This is a genomic window from Halorubrum sodomense (assembly GCF_900111935.1).
Classification (GTDB): domain Archaea; phylum Halobacteriota; class Halobacteria; order Halobacteriales; family Haloferacaceae; genus Halorubrum; species Halorubrum sodomense.
This window is the reverse complement of record NZ_FOYN01000001.1, coordinates 746875-761986: the sequence shown is the minus strand read 5'-3', so window position 1 is coordinate 761986 and position 15112 is coordinate 746875. Positions and strand designations below refer to the sequence as shown.

18 protein-coding genes and 1 tRNA gene are annotated in these 15112 nt (G+C 69.2%); 10 read left to right on the top strand and 9 right to left on the bottom strand.

Annotation, left to right across the window (positions count from 1 at the left end; all coding sequences use genetic code 11):
* Nucleotides 1–86: 86 nt before the first annotated feature.
* Nucleotides 87–476 carry a ferredoxin Fer gene (gene fer / locus BM286_RS03920; protein ID WP_092920266.1) on the bottom strand — a complete coding sequence of 130 codons (390 nt, stop codon included), beginning with the start codon at nucleotides 474–476 and terminating at the stop codon, nucleotides 87–89.
* 242 nt (nucleotides 477–718) lie between these two features.
* On the opposite strand from fer, the gene BM286_RS03915 reads away from it, so the two are divergent.
* Both BM286_RS03915 and BM286_RS03910 read left to right on the top strand, forming a co-directional pair.
* Complete coding sequence (locus BM286_RS03915; RefSeq protein WP_092920265.1) at nucleotides 719–1588, top strand: CheF family chemotaxis protein; 870 nt, start codon at nucleotides 719–721, stop codon at nucleotides 1586–1588.
* Nucleotides 1589–1727: 139 nt separating this feature from the next.
* Nucleotides 1728–2642, top strand: coding sequence for a hypothetical protein (locus BM286_RS03910; protein WP_092920264.1), 915 nt, complete (start codon nucleotides 1728–1730; stop codon nucleotides 2640–2642).
* 52 nt (nucleotides 2643–2694) lie between these two features.
* On the opposite strand, the gene BM286_RS03905 is transcribed toward BM286_RS03910, so the two are convergent.
* Both BM286_RS03905 and BM286_RS03900 read right to left on the bottom strand, forming a co-directional pair.
* Nucleotides 2695–3600 (bottom strand): MOSC domain-containing protein, encoded by a 906-nt coding sequence (locus BM286_RS03905; RefSeq protein WP_092920263.1) that lies wholly within the window; start codon nucleotides 3598–3600, stop codon nucleotides 2695–2697.
* A gap of 91 nt (nucleotides 3601–3691) precedes the next feature.
* On the bottom strand, nucleotides 3692–4630 hold the full coding sequence (locus BM286_RS03900) for a sulfite exporter TauE/SafE family protein (RefSeq protein ID WP_092920262.1): 939 nt from the start codon (nucleotides 4628–4630) through the stop codon (nucleotides 3692–3694).
* A 105-nt stretch (nucleotides 4631–4735) separates the two neighbouring features.
* On the opposite strand from BM286_RS03900, the gene BM286_RS03895 reads away from it, so the two are divergent.
* The 3 genes from BM286_RS03895 (at nucleotide 4736) to BM286_RS03885 (ending at nucleotide 6134) form a co-directional block, all read left to right on the top strand.
* Nucleotides 4736–5128 (top strand): CopG family ribbon-helix-helix protein, encoded by a 393-nt coding sequence (locus BM286_RS03895; protein WP_092920261.1) that lies wholly within the window; start codon nucleotides 4736–4738, stop codon nucleotides 5126–5128.
* Between the two features lie 382 nt (nucleotides 5129–5510).
* On the top strand, nucleotides 5511–5777 hold the full coding sequence (locus tag BM286_RS03890; RefSeq protein WP_092920494.1) for an AbrB/MazE/SpoVT family DNA-binding domain-containing protein: 267 nt from the start codon (nucleotides 5511–5513) through the stop codon (nucleotides 5775–5777).
* Nucleotides 5778–5780: 3 nt separating this feature from the next.
* On the top strand, nucleotides 5781–6134 hold the full coding sequence (locus tag BM286_RS03885; protein WP_049908936.1) for a type II toxin-antitoxin system PemK/MazF family toxin: 354 nt from the start codon (nucleotides 5781–5783) through the stop codon (nucleotides 6132–6134).
* Here BM286_RS03885 and BM286_RS03880 read toward each other — a convergent pair.
* The 5 genes from BM286_RS03880 to BM286_RS03860 all read right to left on the bottom strand — a co-directional run bounded on the left by BM286_RS03880 (nucleotide 6131) and on the right by BM286_RS03860 (nucleotide 9942).
* Nucleotides 6131–6424 carry a chorismate mutase gene (locus BM286_RS03880; RefSeq protein WP_092920260.1) on the bottom strand — a complete coding sequence of 98 codons (294 nt, stop codon included), beginning with the start codon at nucleotides 6422–6424 and terminating at the stop codon, nucleotides 6131–6133. The genes BM286_RS03885 and BM286_RS03880 overlap by 4 nt on opposite strands.
* 38 nt (nucleotides 6425–6462) lie before the next feature.
* The gene (locus BM286_RS03875; RefSeq protein WP_092920259.1) at nucleotides 6463–7356 is read right to left on the bottom strand and encodes a shikimate kinase; all 894 of its coding nucleotides are present in this window, start codon (nucleotides 7354–7356) and stop codon (nucleotides 6463–6465) included.
* Nucleotides 7357–7448: 92 nt separating this feature from the next.
* Nucleotides 7449–8132, bottom strand: coding sequence for a hypothetical protein (locus tag BM286_RS03870; protein ID WP_092920258.1), 684 nt, complete (start codon nucleotides 8130–8132; stop codon nucleotides 7449–7451).
* Nucleotides 8129–8590, bottom strand: a complete 462-nt coding sequence (locus BM286_RS03865) for a hypothetical protein (protein ID WP_092920257.1) — start codon at nucleotides 8588–8590, stop codon at nucleotides 8129–8131. Before BM286_RS03865 ends, BM286_RS03870 begins: the two co-directional genes overlap by 4 nt.
* A complete protein-coding gene (locus BM286_RS03860) occupies nucleotides 8587–9942 on the bottom strand; it encodes a hypothetical protein (RefSeq protein ID WP_092920256.1) in 1356 nt (451 codons plus the stop codon). Before BM286_RS03860 ends, BM286_RS03865 begins: the two co-directional genes overlap by 4 nt.
* A 158-nt stretch (nucleotides 9943–10100) precedes the next feature.
* On the opposite strand from BM286_RS03860, the gene BM286_RS03855 reads away from it, so the two are divergent.
* From BM286_RS03855 to BM286_RS03840, 4 genes are all read left to right on the top strand, one after another.
* Nucleotides 10101–10559: a DUF5796 family protein gene (locus tag BM286_RS03855; protein WP_092920255.1), complete on the top strand. Its 459-nt coding sequence runs from the start codon at nucleotides 10101–10103 to the stop codon at nucleotides 10557–10559.
* A gap of 37 nt (nucleotides 10560–10596) precedes the next feature.
* Nucleotides 10597–10836 (top strand): DUF7508 domain-containing protein, encoded by a 240-nt coding sequence (locus tag BM286_RS03850; RefSeq protein WP_092920254.1) that lies wholly within the window; start codon nucleotides 10597–10599, stop codon nucleotides 10834–10836.
* An 83-nt stretch (nucleotides 10837–10919) separates the two neighbouring features.
* Nucleotides 10920–11276, top strand: coding sequence for a ferredoxin (locus BM286_RS03845; RefSeq protein ID WP_092920253.1), 357 nt, complete (start codon nucleotides 10920–10922; stop codon nucleotides 11274–11276).
* 56 nt (nucleotides 11277–11332) lie between these two features.
* Nucleotides 11333–11417 (top strand) — tRNA-Leu (locus BM286_RS03840).
* A 674-nt stretch (nucleotides 11418–12091) separates the two neighbouring features.
* Here BM286_RS03840 and BM286_RS03835 read toward each other — a convergent pair.
* Nucleotides 12092–12544, bottom strand: a complete 453-nt coding sequence (locus tag BM286_RS03835) for a MoaD/ThiS family protein (protein WP_092920252.1) — start codon at nucleotides 12542–12544, stop codon at nucleotides 12092–12094.
* A 257-nt stretch (nucleotides 12545–12801) separates the two neighbouring features.
* On the opposite strand from BM286_RS03835, the gene BM286_RS03830 reads away from it, so the two are divergent.
* Nucleotides 12802–15090 carry a nitric-oxide reductase large subunit gene (locus tag BM286_RS03830; protein WP_092920251.1) on the top strand — a complete coding sequence of 763 codons (2289 nt, stop codon included), beginning with the start codon at nucleotides 12802–12804 and terminating at the stop codon, nucleotides 15088–15090.
* Nucleotides 15091–15112 lie beyond the last annotated feature (22 nt).

Below are 15112 nucleotides of genomic sequence, written 5' to 3'. Positions count from 1 at the left end.
CGATTTCAGGCCGGAAACGGCTGGTCTAAACTATCGCTACCCCTGGAAGGGGCCGCGTCTGTTTAACGAGCGTTATACGCCGTTGTTTAGATGACGCGGTTCTGCAGGTAGTCGAGGTGTTTCGCGTTGTAGACGATCTTGACCTCGTCGGTGGCCGGGCTACCGATACAGGTAAGGCGGACGTTCTTCTCCTCGACCTCCTCGTCGGAGAGGATCTGCTGCATGTCCATGTCGATGTCGCCCTTCTTGACGATGGACGCGCAGTTCGCACACGCACCGGCGCGACACGAGAAGGGCCAGTCGTAGCCCTGCGCCTCGGCGGACTCGAGGATGTATTCGCCCTGATTGACTTCCAGGGTTCCGTAATCCTCGTCGTCGAGGCCGGCGTCGGCGGCCTGTTCGAAGAGGTCGTCGTCGTCCATCGACCAGCCGTGGTCGTCGAGCACTTCGTAGTTGAGGTATTCTACTGTGGGCATCACCAGTCAGTTTGATGCCCACCTCATTAGGCTTTGCTGTTCCTTATCCCCCGCCCCCGAGAGACGCACCGGAGAGCCGAACACGTTCGATTCGTCTCGGCGTTTTCGACGGATTGCGGAGACGTCTCGAACGGGCGGAGTTGCCGTTTCTCTCCGCCGGGAACCGCACTAGTGACAGTTCGTTATCACGACTGATACGAGGTGAGTAACAATAAATAGCGTACGGCGCACAGGAACTATCGATGGGAGAGTCCGTCGTCGCCGACTTCGTGGGCCGCGTCCACGCGACGAGTCAGGAGACCGACGAGCCGGTGACGGGCCGCGTCCTGTTGAGCCAGCGACGGCTGGTCCTCGCGACGGACGACGGGAAGGAGACGATCCCGCTCTCGCGGGTGTTCGACGTGGTCGTCGGAAGCGTCCCCGGCGACCTGCGCTCGTTTTTCAACGAGAGCGTCACGATCGCCTACGAGAGCGACGGCTCGCGGCGCTCGGCGCTCGTGGAGGGCGAGTCGGAGGACATGGACCGGTTCGTCAGGCTGCTGTTCAAAACGCTGTTGCGGAACGTGACCGTCACGGTCCGACACCCGGCGAAGGTCGGCGGCCGCGTCACGGACGCCACCGACCACCGCGCCTCGGTGTCGGTGTCGCCGGGAGAGATACGGTTCGGGGACTGCCCCGAGCCGTTCGCGGTCGACCTCTCGGCCGTGATCGACTACGAGCGCACCGACCGCACGCTGGGCGGGAAGAAACGGCCGGCGCTCGTCTTCCGACACGTCGCCGACGGGCAGACGGTGACGTCGATCACGACGGTCCCGAACGAGCGGGCGCTCAACATTCTCGGTCGGTACATCAAGATCGAGTACGACGAGGCGATGGAGGATCTGGAGTCGTTCGACCCGACCGAAGAGCAGTTGGAGATCCTCGTCTCCATCTACTCCGCCGGCGGCGAGGCGACCATCGCCGACGTGGTCACCGGCGACGTCACCCAGACGTCGATGGTCCTCGACTCGCTGCGCGAGGCGGGCCTCGTCGCCGACGGGGACGCCGGGACGACGCTGACTCGGAAGGGCCAGATGATCGTGAGCTCGCACCTCGAATCGGTCAACGCGTAGCGGCCGGCGCTCCCTCGCCGCCGCGGGCCGCACTGCGCGTTCCGAGGCCCGCCGTGGGCAGCACTACGCGTTCCGAGGCCCGCCGCGGGCCGCACCGCGCGGGGGAAACTTCATGCTCCTGTAACCGTAGGTGTGTCTCATGGCAGATCGTGACCACCGCGGCGGCGAGACGCCGCTCGACGCCGTGGTCCGCGACCGGGGAATCGACGCGCCCGATCCGTCGGACGAGACGGGGTCGCCCGGAGGCGGGACGACCGCAAGCGACACCTCCGGGCCGAGACCGCGGGTCGCTCGCGTGCCGGAGGACCACGACCACGACACGTTCTCCGTCGAGGGGATCGACACCGACCGCCGCGAGGGACTGTTGGAGGCGGTCCTGCGCGACGTCGACGGCGTCAGCGCCGCCTCGGCGACGCGGCGCAACGGAACGGTCGGCGTCCACCACGACGCGTCGCTGTCGCGCGAGGCGCTCCGGGAGGTGCTCGCGGAGTGCGGGCTGGTCGTCGCGCCCGGCGACGAGGCGTTCGAGGCGCGCCGCGCCTCGCAGTTCGCGTCGGCCCGCGTCGCGGTCGCGGTCCTCTTCGGCCTGATGGTCGCGACGCCGTACGTCGCGGTGCTGTACCCGACCCGGATCGAGTGGCTGTTCTACGACCCCGTGACGGTCCAGTACCTCCAGTCGATCCTCGACTCACAGATGACGACGCACTTCTTCATAAACCTCGGCGCGCTCTCCGGGGTCGCGTTCCTCGTCGCCTGCGGTCCCGCGATCCGCCGCGCGACCGCCGCCGTGCGCGCCGGGCGGTTCACCGGCGAGACCGCGTTCGTCGGGAGCGTCGTCGCCCTCTACGGGTACAGCACGCTGACCGCGTTCACCGGTCTGGAGGGCGCGGTCCACTACGACCTCGTCGCGTACGCGGTCGTCGTCGCCACCCTCTGGACGCAGTTCGGGGTCACGGACACCGCCGTCGACCCCGCGACGGGCGGCGAGTCCGCGGCGGACGCGGCCGACACCGACGCGGACGAACCGGTCGCGATGACCGACGGCGGCCGCTGACGCGGCTCCGCGTGGTCCCCTTCCCGCCGATTGCTTCGACGGCGTCGGTCGATCACTCAGCCGCGGACTCGGCGTCCGCGACGGGCGTTCCGCTCTCGTCGACGGCGACGACGCCCTCGACGGCGACCTCGTCGCCCACGGCGAGCGTGTCGCCCCACGACGCCTCCTCGACGACGGTGTTGACCATCAGCCGGAAGTCGTGGTCGAAGCGGTCGCTCTCGGTCCACTCCGGCAGCGTCTCGCGGCGCTTCCGGACGAATCTCTCGCGGAACCCCGCTGTTTCGGCGCCCGTGTCCGGGTCCCGAGAAGGGACGACGCAGCGCTGACAGGGGTTGACGCCGATCAGTTCCGTCCCGCCGACCGCGACGCGGACGCCCTCCCCGTAGTCCGCGAACAGTCGGTCCTCGAAGAAGGCGGGACAGCCGTCTACCACGACGTTCGGACGCAACCGGCGACGCATCTCCGTCGCGTCCGCGATCTCGTCGAACCACGACGCGACGGTCTCCAGCGTCGCCTGCGAGACGACCGTGGGGCCGTGGGCGGCGCGGTCGTCGTGGAAGCCGCCCGCCGGGTCGCGAACGAGGTCGACCGCGTAGCCGAGGTACTCGCCGACCCAGTCGGCCAAGTCGTCGCCCTCGTCCGGCAGTGCGAAGGTGCGCTCGGCCGCCGGCGCGCGCTCGGTCTCCGGTCGCGAGAGCGCCACGGCCGTCGGGGTGGCGTCCGTCGGACCCGCGAGGTCGTACTCGGCGCGGAGCCCGTGGATCGCCGGCTCGCTTTTTCCGTTGACGTAGCCGCCGCCACCGCCGACGGAGGCTTCCCCCGGGTCGACGCCGGCCTCGACGAGCGCGTACGAGCGGTCGCCCCGGAGCGCGCCCTCCGGGCCGATCGCGGCGCGGTCGACGGCGACGCCGTCACAGGACTTCAGCGGGTAGGCGACGAGTTCACAGACGCGTGTCATGGCCGGTGTTCGACGGGGCGGACCAAAAGCGATCGGCCGACCGAGACGGGTTCCGTCGTACGGCTGCCGGGGACCGCGGACGGCGGGGGGCTCAGAACAGCCCGAAGATGAATCCGACGCCCATGACGACGAGGACCGCCGCGGAGAACGCCGGCAGGTACGGGGCGTACTGTTCGACGCGCTCCTGCGAGCGGTGGTATCCCGCGATCAGGAGCAACGTCAGTCCGACGATACCCGCGATGACGGTGAGCGCGTAGGCGCTCATCAGTTCGAGACAGTAGTTCGACCCGGCACAGAGCGCGATGATCTCGAACTCCTCCTCGTGGGCGAACCCGAGGACGAACGCGAACCACGCGATGCCGAGGAGCCCCCGGTCGGTCCCCTCCTCGAGACCGCCGTGCGAGTGGGAGTGACCGCCGGCGAACGGCACAAACCCCTTCAGGCGGGCGTAGAGCCCGCCGCTTTCGTCGCCGTGGTCGTGCGAGTGATCGTGACCCCGGTCGTGAGGTCCGGCAGGATCATGGCTGTGGTCGTGATGGTCGCTCGGGCCGTGATCGTGGTGGTCGTGACGGTCGCTCGGGCCGTGATCGTGGTGGTCGTGACGGTCGCTCGGGTCATGATCGTGATGGTCGGTCGAATCACGGCTATGCTCGTGATCGTGCCCCTCGTCGTCGGTCCCGTGAGAGTGGCCGTGGAGGTACTCGCGGACCCCGAGAGCGATCAGCAGCACGCCGGCCACGAGGCTGACCGGACCACCGATCTGGACGGCGCCGAACACCGCGATCGGCTCGTTGACCTGCGTGAGATCGAAGTAGTTCTTCGCGTAGAAGAAGACCGCAACCATCGCGATGCTGCTGACGAGGTGGCCGAATCCGATGAGGAAACTCGCCGCGAACCCGTACACCCACTTGTTGGTTTGATCGAGCGCGTACGAGGCGGCGACCGGCCAGCCGTGGCCCGGTTCGATCCCGTGGACCGCGCCGAGGAGGATCGCACCCGCGAGCGGGCCGAGCAGTTCGCTTGGGAGCATCGTTCGCGTGACACTCGAAAACGACCGCGTTTAGCAGTTGTTACTACCGGACCGGGGGTATCGTCATAACGAGGTTCTTGTGCCCGCGGCGTTCACCACGAGACCGTGAGAACGAGTTTCAACATCCCCGACGAGGTGGTGGCGGAGTTCGATCGGGTATGGCGAGACGAGGGCATAGAGAATCGGTCGCGGGCGGTGCGAGAGGCGATGTTAGAGTTCGTCGAGTCGCACTCCCGGCTCGAGGAGACGGCCGGCGAGGTGGTCGCGCTCGTCGGCTTCGACTACCGCCACCACGACGTGATCCGGGAGCTCCACGGCGTCCAACACGAGTATCAGGACGTGATCCTCAACACGAGCCACACCCATCAGGGCGAGTGGTGTCTCGAATCGCTGTTCTGTCGCGGCGACGCCGCGCGGGTCCGCGAACTGACGTACCGGCTCCGCGACTTCGACGCCGTCCGCCGCGTGAAAGTGATGCTGATCCGGGACGGCGATTGACCTCGGATTTCCCGGACCCTCTGACGCGGAATCGGCCGAACCGAGGGATTGATACCTGTCGGTTCGTCAACTAGACACGATGATCGAACTCGTCGCGTTCGCCGTCGCGGCGGGCTGTCTCCTCGGGCTCTCGGCGGTGATGGTCGTCTCCCTGCTCGCGCCCGAGCGTCGGCTCTGGCCCGCGGGCGACGACTGACCTCGGGAGCGGTACGACGCGGCGACGACGCGCTTACCGACTCTCCCGCTGTTCGACCTTGTTCAGGTAGCTGAAATCCAGTATATCGCACCCTGACCGAAAGTTGCGCATGTCGCCCGTGGTCCCTTCCCTCTCAGCTCTTCTCCGAGCGAAAAGAATTTAGATATGAATAGGATATGAATGCTCATGAGCAAGAGCGAGGAACGTAAGGTCGGTGAACGAGGGCAAGTCACCCTCCCGAAAGAACTGAGAGAGAAACTGGGTATCCGCGGCGGGGACGAGGTACTGGTTCACGAAGAGGACGGGAAAATCACCATCGAAAAACCGCTGTCTCGTGAGGAGCTCGCTGAGGGGTACCGACGACGCGCAGCAGAATCCGAAGCCCTCGCGGAGGAGATGGACGGTGTGTCTCGCGAGGCCGACGAGTACCTCGGTGATGTTCCCGAGTGGTAATCGATGGACGTTCGCCGCGGAGACATCGTCATCGTCGAGCTTGACCCGACAGAGGGGTCCGAGCAACGAGGAACACGACCGTGTCTAGTCGTGCAAAACAACGTTGGGAACGAGAACGCGCCGACGACCATCGTCGTCCCGTTTACGACCTCGCGAGGAGACGAACTGTACCCGTTCGAGGTACTCGTCTCGGCTGCCGAGTCTCCGCTCCGAGAGGACTCGGTTGCTCTCTGTAGTCAGATTCGCACGGTGTCCATCGAGCATCGTATTAATACCAGCCTCGGCTCAGTGCCGGCGTCCCGTATGGAGGAAGTCGACGAGGCACTCGAATACAGCCTCGGTCTGAGGGAACTCTAGCGACTCTCCCGCTGTTCGACCTTGTTCAGTTCGATCAGCAGCCGGAAGATGGCCTTCACGAGGTTGGCGTCCACGTCGAAGCGCTCGGCGTTCTCGCCGGCGCGCTCCATCACGCGCTCCTCTTGGCCCTCGTCGGTAGTCGGGAGGTCGCGCTCCTCTTTCACCGCCGCCACGGTGTCAGCGACGTAGGTTCGGCGGGCGATCAGTTCGACGATCTCGCGGTCGATGTCCTCGATCTCGCGTCGCAGTTCGTCGAGGCTTCGGTCCTCGGTGTTGGGTGTGTCACTCATTGGTAGGTAGTGGGTCAGTGGGTGGTGGTCACGGGGGCTCACTCGACGGCCGCGCCGTCGTTTCTGGTCGTCGTTCGTCGCAGCGTTCCGGGACGATCGCCCCAGGCGTCGGCGACCGCGCCGAGGTCGGTCTCGGGGTCGGCGGAGTCCGCGACGGCGACGACGCTCGGGCCGGTGCCGGAGAGCGACACCGCGGTCGCGTGCGGCATCGCCTCGACGGCGGGGTCGGCGTCGAACCCGAGCGCGGCCGAGAACGCCAGCCCGTTCACGGTCATCGCCTCGCCGTACCGGCCGTCGAGCGCGAGGTCGGCGACGAGATCGGCCATCGGCGCCACGGCCTCGCAGCGCGCCACGTCGGCGTCGGCGCTGTACGCCCGCTCTGGCGGAGTCCAGACGAGGACGTCCCAGTCAACGGCCTCTCGCGTCCGGAGTTCGTCGGCGTCGTTGTCGGTGACGGTGACGCCGCCGAGCATCGAGGCGGTCGCGTCGTCGAACGCGCCCGTGACGGTGACGCCGGCCTCGCGGGCGGCTCGGACGCCGAGCCGGCAGGCCGCCAGGCGGGTGACGTCGACGGCGGGGTCCTCCGGGTCGTCCCCGATCGCGAGCCCGAGCGCGTTACAGGTCGCGAGGACGGTCGCGTTGGCGGCCGCGCTGGAGCTTTTCAGCCCCGCGGCCAGGGGCACGTCGCTGTCGGTCCGGACGCGGCCCCCCTCGCCGTCGCCCCATCGCTCGGTCGCGAGCGCGACGCAGCGCTCGATCAGGTCGGTGTCGGCGCCGGCGTCCTCAGCTATCTCCCCGTCGACGCCGTCGGCCGCGGGGTCGAGCTCGACCGTCGCGCGCGTCTCGACGTCGATGCCGAACGCCGCGCCCGTGCCGGTCGCGAGCGCGTTCAACACGGTTCCGGCGCCGAGCGCCGCCGCCCGTCCCTCCATGGGTTCACGGCTCGCGAGCGCGGACAAAGAGGTAGCGATAACGGCGAGTCTCTCTGCCGGGACCCCACCCCGATTGCTACCCTCGCGCCGCCTCAGATCGGCTCCGCGCGCCTGACCGCCGCGTCGACCGCGTACCAGTCCGGGTCGGGCCGCACGCTGGTCCGATCGTCGGAGAACACGATCTCGACCGTGAACTGCCGCGGGCGCGAGCCGTCGAACCGGTTCTCGCCGGTGAACCGCTCGGTGTCGTACTCGAACCCGACCGGCTCGCGCTCGTCGGTCCCGGCCGGCGTCGCGTACGCGTCGACCCGGAACTCGACGACGCCGTACTCGAACCGTCCGGCGTTCTCGACGGTGAGGCGAGCGCGAACCGTCGTCTGTCCCCCGCCTTCGCTCACGTCCAAGACCGTCGCGTCGGTGACGACCAGTCCCGATCCGTCCGGCGCGACAGTCTCCGGCGTCGATTCGTCGCCGCTACCGCCGGAATCCCCGTCGCTCCCGGCGCCGCCGTCGCCGCCCGCGTCGCCCCCGGCGCCGCTTCCGTCGTCGTCGCCGGATCCCTGACCGCCACCGTCGGACCCGTCGCTCCCGGTATCGGAGCCGTTGCCGTCCGTCTGCCGGGGACCCGGCCCGCCCTCCGACTCCGAGGTCACGAGGCAGCCGGCCAGCAGCCCGGCGGCGCCGACTGCGAGGACGCCGCGCCGCGACGCGCGTCGGGTCCGTCTGCCGGGTCGCTCGCCGTCGCCGGAGTCCCGCTCGTCTCGGTCGGCGGTCATCGCATCACCGCCCCGAGGACACCGGTCGAGGCGCCGACGGCCCCGGAGACGAACGCCGTGGCGAGCGTCGGCAGGAACGCGTCGGCGAGGCCGTGCGCCTGCGCGGCGGCGTCGCCCTGCGTGACGACGATCACCGTGACCGCGATCAGCCCGTACGTCAGCGCGCCGAGGCCGGTCCCCAGTCCGCAGGTCGCCGCCGCGGCGACGACGCCGCGGGCCCGCGACCCGACGAGGACGCCGAGGACGCCGGCCAGCGGGACCGCGGCGACGAGGACGGTCGCGGTCACGGCGAGGTACGACTGGGCGACGAACACCGGGCCGAACCGGGCGGTCTCGCCGGTCGCCGCGGTCGCCAACGCCGCCTCCGCCCAGCCCGTCGCGGCCGCGCCGACGATGCCGACGCCGGCGCCGACGAGCGCGAACGCGGCCGCCACGAGCCCGATCTCGTTCGCGTTCATGCGCCGGTCACCCATCCGTACCGCAGTCTGCCGTGCCAGCCGGTCCGCTCCTCCCACGCGTCGCCGGAGAAGCCGGCCGCGAGCAGGAACTCGCCCGCCCGGACGACGTAGCCGTACTGGACGCCGGCGTGCTCGTCGAAGCCGTACCGCTCGCCCTCCGCCTCGCGGTGGTAGAAGCGGTGCCAGGCGGTCGGGCCGTCGTCGGTATCGGCGTTCGCGTCGGAGGCGTTCCCGCCGTCCGAGGCGTTCCCGCCGAAGTCCGAACCGGCGAGGGTCGCCTCGGGGTCGATCGGCGCCCGTCCTTCCGTCGAACCGGCCTCGAGGGCCGTCGAAAGCCGCGCCTCGGCGGTCTCCGGGTCCGGATACCGCTGGACGTGGACCGGGACGCCGTCGAGTTCGCGGGCCCAGCCCTCGAACGCGTCCCGACGGCGGTTCCCCAGCGGCGGGCGCCTCGCGAACGCGACGAACAGCTCTTCGATCCGGTCCGCGGGCTGCGGGATCGGGCCGAGCCGTGCGCGCAGTTCGCGCCGACGATCGGGGGCAAACGCCTCGCCGTAGATCTGCGGGATCCGGTCGCGGTCGACCTCGTCGCGGTCGTACGGCCGGTGTGCGAACGTCGAGAAGTTCCGGCTCGCGACGGCGAGCTCGACGAGCGTGCCGGTCGTGACGCGCCCGCGTTCGGGGTCGTCCGGCGGCAGCGGCGCCAGCAGGCGGCGGAACAGCCGGTTGTGGATCGGGTTCCGAGAGAACTCCTCGTCGACGTAGGTGGCGGTGCCGACGCTCGCGAGGTCGGTCCGCATGCGGTCGAGTTCCTCGAGCGCGCGGTCGACATCGTTTCGCGGCGCGAAGACCCGCAGAACGTCGACGTGGTACTCCGTCTGAGCGCGGATCCGCGGGCCGGGCGAGAAGTGCGGTTCGAGGGCGTCGGCCGCGCGGGCGGCGGCGGTTTCGGCGGCTTCCGCGACCGTATCGACCTGTTCGGCCGTGATCGTCGCCTCCTCGTCGACGGTCGCGCGGACCGACCGGACCGTCGAGACCGCGTCGGTTATCGCGTCGCGGTAGGTCGCGACCGCGTCGGGGTACTCGGTCGCGAACCACACCGCGTCGTCGACCACCGCGCGGGTCGCGTCCGCCAGCTCGGGATTCGTCGGCGGCGGGTCGCCGTCCGCGTCCGCCGAGTCGTCGGGAGGGGCGTCGTCCCCGGACGAGCCGTCACCGGGGGCGGCGCCGTCTCCCGGCGACCCGGCCTCCTCGGGGGCGGCGGGGTACTCGACGCCCTCGACGCCGAGACACCCGGCGGTCCCGACGAGGGCGGCGCCGACGCCCAGAAGCGTCCGTCGCGTCCGTTGCATGACACGCACTCCCCGCGGCAGGAACTTAAATGTGGCACGCCGATTCTCGCGGCTGAAGGCGCCCCGCCGCGCGGCGTCGGGGTCGGGTGGCCGTCCGGTGCGCGTCGGCGCGAGGGCCGAGCGCGTCCCTTTTGAGGCCGGCACTCCGAGCGTCGCGTATGTCCGCGCCATCGCGCAGCGACGTGCCGCCGACGTCGATCGGCGTCGACCTCCGCGAGGAGGGCGTCGTCGTCGAGTACCTCGACGGGCGGACGACCCTCTACCGGGGCGTCCCAGAGTCCGCCGAGGGGTCGGTGACCGCCGGTCCCGGCAAGGAGACCCACGTGCTCGTCACCGACCCCACGGAAACTGAGGGCGTGATGACGTACGTGAACGACTACAAGACCGACGACGAGATCCTAGCGGAGTCCGGCGTCGGCCGCGTCATCGTCGAGGACGGCGAGCGCGACGAGGTGTTCCCCGGCGTGATCGTCGGCCGCGAGGGGCAGCGCAACGAGGTCGTGGCCGACCCCGAGATCGCCGGCGGCCGGGTGTTCGTCTTCGTCGAGGACGGCTGGACCGAGGGGAGCTACGAGATCGTTGAGGGCCCCGAGGACGGGCTGGACGCCCACCGGTGACGCCGCCGAGCGCGCGGCCGGGCGGGGAGTCGACGCGATGAGCCTCGCGAAGCCGTGGCGCGACCTCGACCGTTCGACCGTCGGGAGCGCCCCCGACCGCTACGCGCTGTACGAACTCGGCGACGCAGACGGCGACACGGTCGGGTTCGGCACGGGCGTCCTCCGCGACGAACTGAAGGAGGCGCTCGCGTACGGCGACGCCGCGAAGGTGCGCTGGGAGCCGGCCGATTCCCCCGACCACGCGGAGCGACTGCTCGCGGAGCACATCGAGGAGTGACCGACTCGTCCGGCCCGGTCGATCGTCCCGAGCGAGCGGGAACGACCGACAGACGAAAGTCCCGCGGCCGCCGAGGGGGCGTCATGAGCGACGAGGCCGAAACGGACGGCGGCGACGAGGTGCTCCGCGCCAGCGACATCGGGGGCGAGGGGCCGCCGGTCGAGGAGAAGCCGTACAAGATCGTCTTCGAGGCGAACAAGTGCTTCGGGGCGGGGAAGTGCGCCGAGGTCGCGGACAACTGGGTGATGGACGTGGTGAGCGGGATGGCGAAGCCGGAGGCGTACTACATCGGCGAGGAGGACCTCGAAGAGAACGTCGCCGCGGCCGAGGCGTGTCCGGCCAAGAAGGACGCGGGCGTGATCCACGTCGTCGACCGCCGGACGGACGAGGAGATCGCGCCGGACCCGCACGGCGACGGGACGCTCTCGGTCGACTGGTAGCGTCCGGCCCCCAGTTCCGAAAGGGGTTTCACCGCGCCGCCGGTAGCCGAATCCGCGCGGGGGTGGCTGAGCCTGGCCAAAAGCGGCGGACTTAAGATCCGCTCCTGTAGAGGTTCGAGGGTTCGAATCCCTTCCCCCGCATGCTGTCGCGAACAGTACGTGAGCGACAGCACTGGGCACAGAAGGGATTCGAACCTCACTCACTCCGCTCGCTTCGCTCGCTCCGTTCCCTGGTTCGAATCCCTTCCCCCGCACTCCTGCGGCAAGCAACTCGCGAGCGACAGTCGTGGCCACTGATAAACCCGGTTCGGTGGCGCGTGCCTGCGAGCGGCCGCCATCGGCGGCCGCGAGACAGCACGCGCGAGGGAGTCGCGGCCGCTTTTAAGCGGCCGCGACGAGGCTGGGGAGGCGTGAGGTGCGGTTGCTGTGGGGGGCGGGGTGGGACGCAAAGGGGCAGTTGGGAGGCGGACGCAGGCGACGTAAGTAGCGTGGCGCTACGCGCCACGGAAAGCCGGCGGCGGAGCCGCCGGCGACACCGCAGCGAGGGAGCGATAGCGACCGAGTGAGGCGCGTGGTTCGAAACGCCAGCGCCGTTTCGTCATCACGAGACGCCGAAGGCGTCTCGAACGACAGCGAGCGTGCGCCCGCCTCGCGACTGGGGCTTTGGCGGTGTTCTCCGCGATCCGTTAGCGACGACGTAGTGCCGAGCGATTGGAGCGTTGGAGGGATTCGCTGCCGATCCGTGGTCAATTATAAACGAGCGCCGGGGGATCTGAGAATATCACCGCGACCTCGGTGACATCGATCCGTCCCGGTTAACAGCAGAACATGAAGGGGTAGACGAGGGCGACGCGGTCGCCCTCCTCCAGTTCCGTGTCGAAGCCGTTCTCGTTCTCGTTGAAGTGGCCGTTCACGAGGATCCGGGCGTAGGCGATGGTCTGCTCGCCGACCGGGTTCTTCGACCACGTTCCGGGCAGTTCCTCCGGCGTCGGCGCCCAGCCGCTGTGGGTCGCGTCGGACTCCGACTCCGCGATCAGCATGTCCTGGAGCTGCGGGTAGTCCTCGAACAGCTCGTTGAGGAACGCCCGGAGCGTGTCGCCCTCGAAGGTGTACTCGAACTCGTACACGCCAAGCTCCGTGCGCACGTGACCGGTACACCGCACGGTGACGGTCGTCTCCGCCTCGGTCGCGGTCGCTTCCGCCCCGTCCGCTCGGCTCGCGTCCGCGTCGGTCGGGGGCGACTCCGCCATCTCGGTGGTCTGAGCCATACGCGTACGTACGCTGCCGCTCCGGGTAAGCCGGGTCACGAACATGTTCACGGGAGGACGGACCGAGACCGAGCGGGGTCGACCGGTCGCGGTCATCAACCGGTCGCGGTCGCTCCCGCGCGGCGCGCGTCGGGGCGCCCGCCACAGGAGCAGTGAGATCGCTCGAAACGGCCCGGCGACGACGGTTTCGGACGCCGGGAATCCGACCGAACATGTTGCCGCCAAACTCATAGGCCGTGTCGGTGGTACGCCCGCCCATGCGACTCACGCGCAAGACGATAGCGAAGGTCATCGTCGCGGCGTTCCTGTTGAACCTGGCCGTGATGGGCGCCGGGGCGTGGTTGGCGTACCAAGAGGCGCCGCCGATACCGGACGAGGTCGTCGGTCCCGACGGCGAGACAATCGTCACGGGGGCCGAGGTCCAAGACGGGAAGGAGGCGTTCCAGCAGTACGGGCTGATGAACCACGGGTCGATCCTCGGGAACGGCGCGTACTACGGCGAGGACTACACCGCCGACGCGCTCGAACTGAAGGTCGAACACATGCGCGAGTACTACGCCGACGCCGAGTACGGCGCGGCGTACGACGACCTCGCTTCCGGGGAGCAGTCGCGCGTCGACGCGCTCGTCCGCGACGAACTCGACGCGGCGCACGACGGGGGCGACGTCGTGGAGTACTCCGCCGCGGAGGTGTACGCCCACCGGCAGGTGCGCGAGACGTACGTCGAACGGTACCACGAGGGCGACCACGACCGCGGCGTCCCCGCGGGGATGATCGGCTCGGCGGAGGAGGCCCGGAACTTCGCGGACTTCGCGCTGTGGACCGCGTGGTTCTCGCACACCGACCGCCCGAACGCCGACCACTCGTACACCAACGAGTGGCCGTACGCGCCCGGCGCCGGTAACGACGCCACCGGCTCGGCGATGACGTGGAGCGTGATCGCCATGGTGCTGCTCGTCGGCGCCGCGGGCGCGGCGATCCTCCTCTACAAGTCGGTGAAGCTCCCCGAGCCGTCCTCGGAGGGCATCTCGGTTCCGAAGCCGGGCGACGTGAGCGTCTTCCCGAGCCAGCGCGCCGCGCTCCGCTTCATCCCCATCGCGGCGGGGCTGTTCCTGGCGCAGGTGCTCTTGGGCGGGCTGCTCGCCCACTTCTACATCGAGCGGGCCGGGTTCTTCGGGATCGAGCGGGTGTTCGGGATACACGTCCTCCAACTGCTCCCCTTCGCCATCGCGAAGACGTGGCACATCGACCTCGGAATCTTATGGATCGCGTCGACGTGGCTCGGCGCCGGCCTGTTCCTCCCGCCGCTGCTCACCGGCCACGAGCCGAAGCGACAGGGGACGTACGTGAGCGTCCTGCTCGGCGCGCTCGTCGTCGTCGTGGTCGGCGGGATGAGCGGCATCTGGCTCGGTGCGAACGGCTACCTCCCCGGCGAGCTCTGGTGGCTGCTCGGCAACGAGGGGCTCGAATACCTCGAGGTCGGGAAGGTGTGGCAGGCCGGCCTGCTCGGCGGGTTCATCCTCTGGGCGGTCCTCGCGATCCGCGGGCTCAAGCCCCTGCTCGACCGCGAGCCGGTGTACGGGCTCGCGCACATGATCCTCTACGCCGGCGGCTCGATCACCCTGCTGTTCGTCGCCGGCTTCATGTTCACGCCGTCGACGAACATCGCCGTCACGGAGTTCTGGCGCTGGTGGGTCGTCCACATGTGGGTCGAGGGCGCCTTCGAGTTCTTCATCGTCGCCATCATCGGGCTCACCCTGGTGTCGATGAACCTGCTCTCGCGGCGCAGCGCCGAGAAGGCGGTGATGCTCCAGGCGCTGCTCGTGATGGGAACCGGCGTCGTCGGCGTCTCGCACCACTACTGGTGGATCGGAATGCCGGACTACTGGGTGCCGATCGGCAGCGTCTTCTCGACGCTGGAGCTGCTCCCGCTGATCTTCATCCTCTACGAGGCCATCGGCCAGTACCGCGCGATGGCCGAGACCGGATTCCCATACAAGCTTCCGTTCATGTTCATCGTCGCCAGCGGCGTGTGGAACTTCGTCGGTGCCGGCGTCCTCGGCTTCTTCATCAATCTCCCGCTGATCAACTACTACGAGCACGGCACGTACCTCACCGTCGGCCACGCGCACGCGGCGATGTTCGGCGCGTTCGGCTTCCTCGCGCTCGGCATGGTGACGTACATGCTCCAGCTGTCGATCGACCCCGAGCGCTGGGACGGCTCGTGGCTCCGCGCGTCGTTCTGGTGTTGGAACGTCGGACTGGCGCTGATGGTGTTCGTCTCCGTCCTCCCGGTCGGCTTCCTCCAGCTCGACGTCGCGTTCACCGAGAGCTACGCCGCGGCCCGCAGCCTCGCGTTCTACGAGCGGGACATCGTCCAGACGCTGTTCTGGGCGCGGCTCCCCGGCGACACGCTGATCATCGCCGGGACCGCGATCTACGTCGCGGACCTGATCCGCAAGCGGTTCGTCCTCCGCGCGTCGGAGGACGACCCCACCGTCGACGACATGGCGGTCGCCGAGGGGATCGTCGGGGACGACGACTGACGGTCGTTCCCGGCCGCTCGCT

Excerpts from the sequence above, each read along its gene's own strand:
- BM286_RS03870 (WP_092920258.1), bottom strand. The coding sequence starts at position 8,132 with ATGACCGCCGACCGAGACGAGCGGGACTCCGGCGACGGCGAGCGACCC.
- BM286_RS03865 (WP_092920257.1), bottom strand. The coding sequence starts at position 8,590 with ATGAACGCGAACGAGATCGGGCTCGTGGCGGCCGCGTTCGCGCTCGTC.
- BM286_RS03875 (WP_092920259.1), bottom strand. The coding sequence starts at position 7,356 with ATGGAGGGACGGGCGGCGGCGCTCGGCGCCGGAACCGTGTTGAACGCG.
- BM286_RS03850 (WP_092920254.1), top strand. The coding sequence starts at position 10,597 with ATGAGCCTCGCGAAGCCGTGGCGCGACCTCGACCGTTCGACCGTCGGG.
- BM286_RS03855 (WP_092920255.1), top strand. The coding sequence starts at position 10,101 with ATGTCCGCGCCATCGCGCAGCGACGTGCCGCCGACGTCGATCGGCGTC.
- BM286_RS03890 (WP_092920494.1), top strand. The coding sequence starts at position 5,511 with ATGAGCAAGAGCGAGGAACGTAAGGTCGGTGAACGAGGGCAAGTCACC.
- BM286_RS03915 (WP_092920265.1), top strand. The coding sequence starts at position 719 with ATGGGAGAGTCCGTCGTCGCCGACTTCGTGGGCCGCGTCCACGCGACG.
- BM286_RS03845 (WP_092920253.1), top strand. The coding sequence starts at position 10,920 with ATGAGCGACGAGGCCGAAACGGACGGCGGCGACGAGGTGCTCCGCGCC.
- BM286_RS03910 (WP_092920264.1), top strand. The coding sequence starts at position 1,728 with ATGGCAGATCGTGACCACCGCGGCGGCGAGACGCCGCTCGACGCCGTG.
- BM286_RS03885 (WP_049908936.1), top strand. The coding sequence starts at position 5,781 with ATGGACGTTCGCCGCGGAGACATCGTCATCGTCGAGCTTGACCCGACA.
- BM286_RS03830 (WP_092920251.1), top strand. The coding sequence starts at position 12,802 with ATGCGACTCACGCGCAAGACGATAGCGAAGGTCATCGTCGCGGCGTTC.
- BM286_RS03880 (WP_092920260.1), bottom strand. The coding sequence starts at position 6,424 with ATGAGTGACACACCCAACACCGAGGACCGAAGCCTCGACGAACTGCGA.
- BM286_RS03835 (WP_092920252.1), bottom strand. The coding sequence starts at position 12,544 with ATGGCTCAGACCACCGAGATGGCGGAGTCGCCCCCGACCGACGCGGAC.
- BM286_RS03860 (WP_092920256.1), bottom strand. The coding sequence starts at position 9,942 with ATGCAACGGACGCGACGGACGCTTCTGGGCGTCGGCGCCGCCCTCGTC.
- BM286_RS03900 (WP_092920262.1), bottom strand. The coding sequence starts at position 4,630 with ATGCTCCCAAGCGAACTGCTCGGCCCGCTCGCGGGTGCGATCCTCCTC.
- fer (WP_092920266.1), bottom strand. The coding sequence starts at position 476 with ATGCCCACAGTAGAATACCTCAACTACGAAGTGCTCGACGACCACGGC.
- BM286_RS03905 (WP_092920263.1), bottom strand. The coding sequence starts at position 3,600 with ATGACACGCGTCTGTGAACTCGTCGCCTACCCGCTGAAGTCCTGTGAC.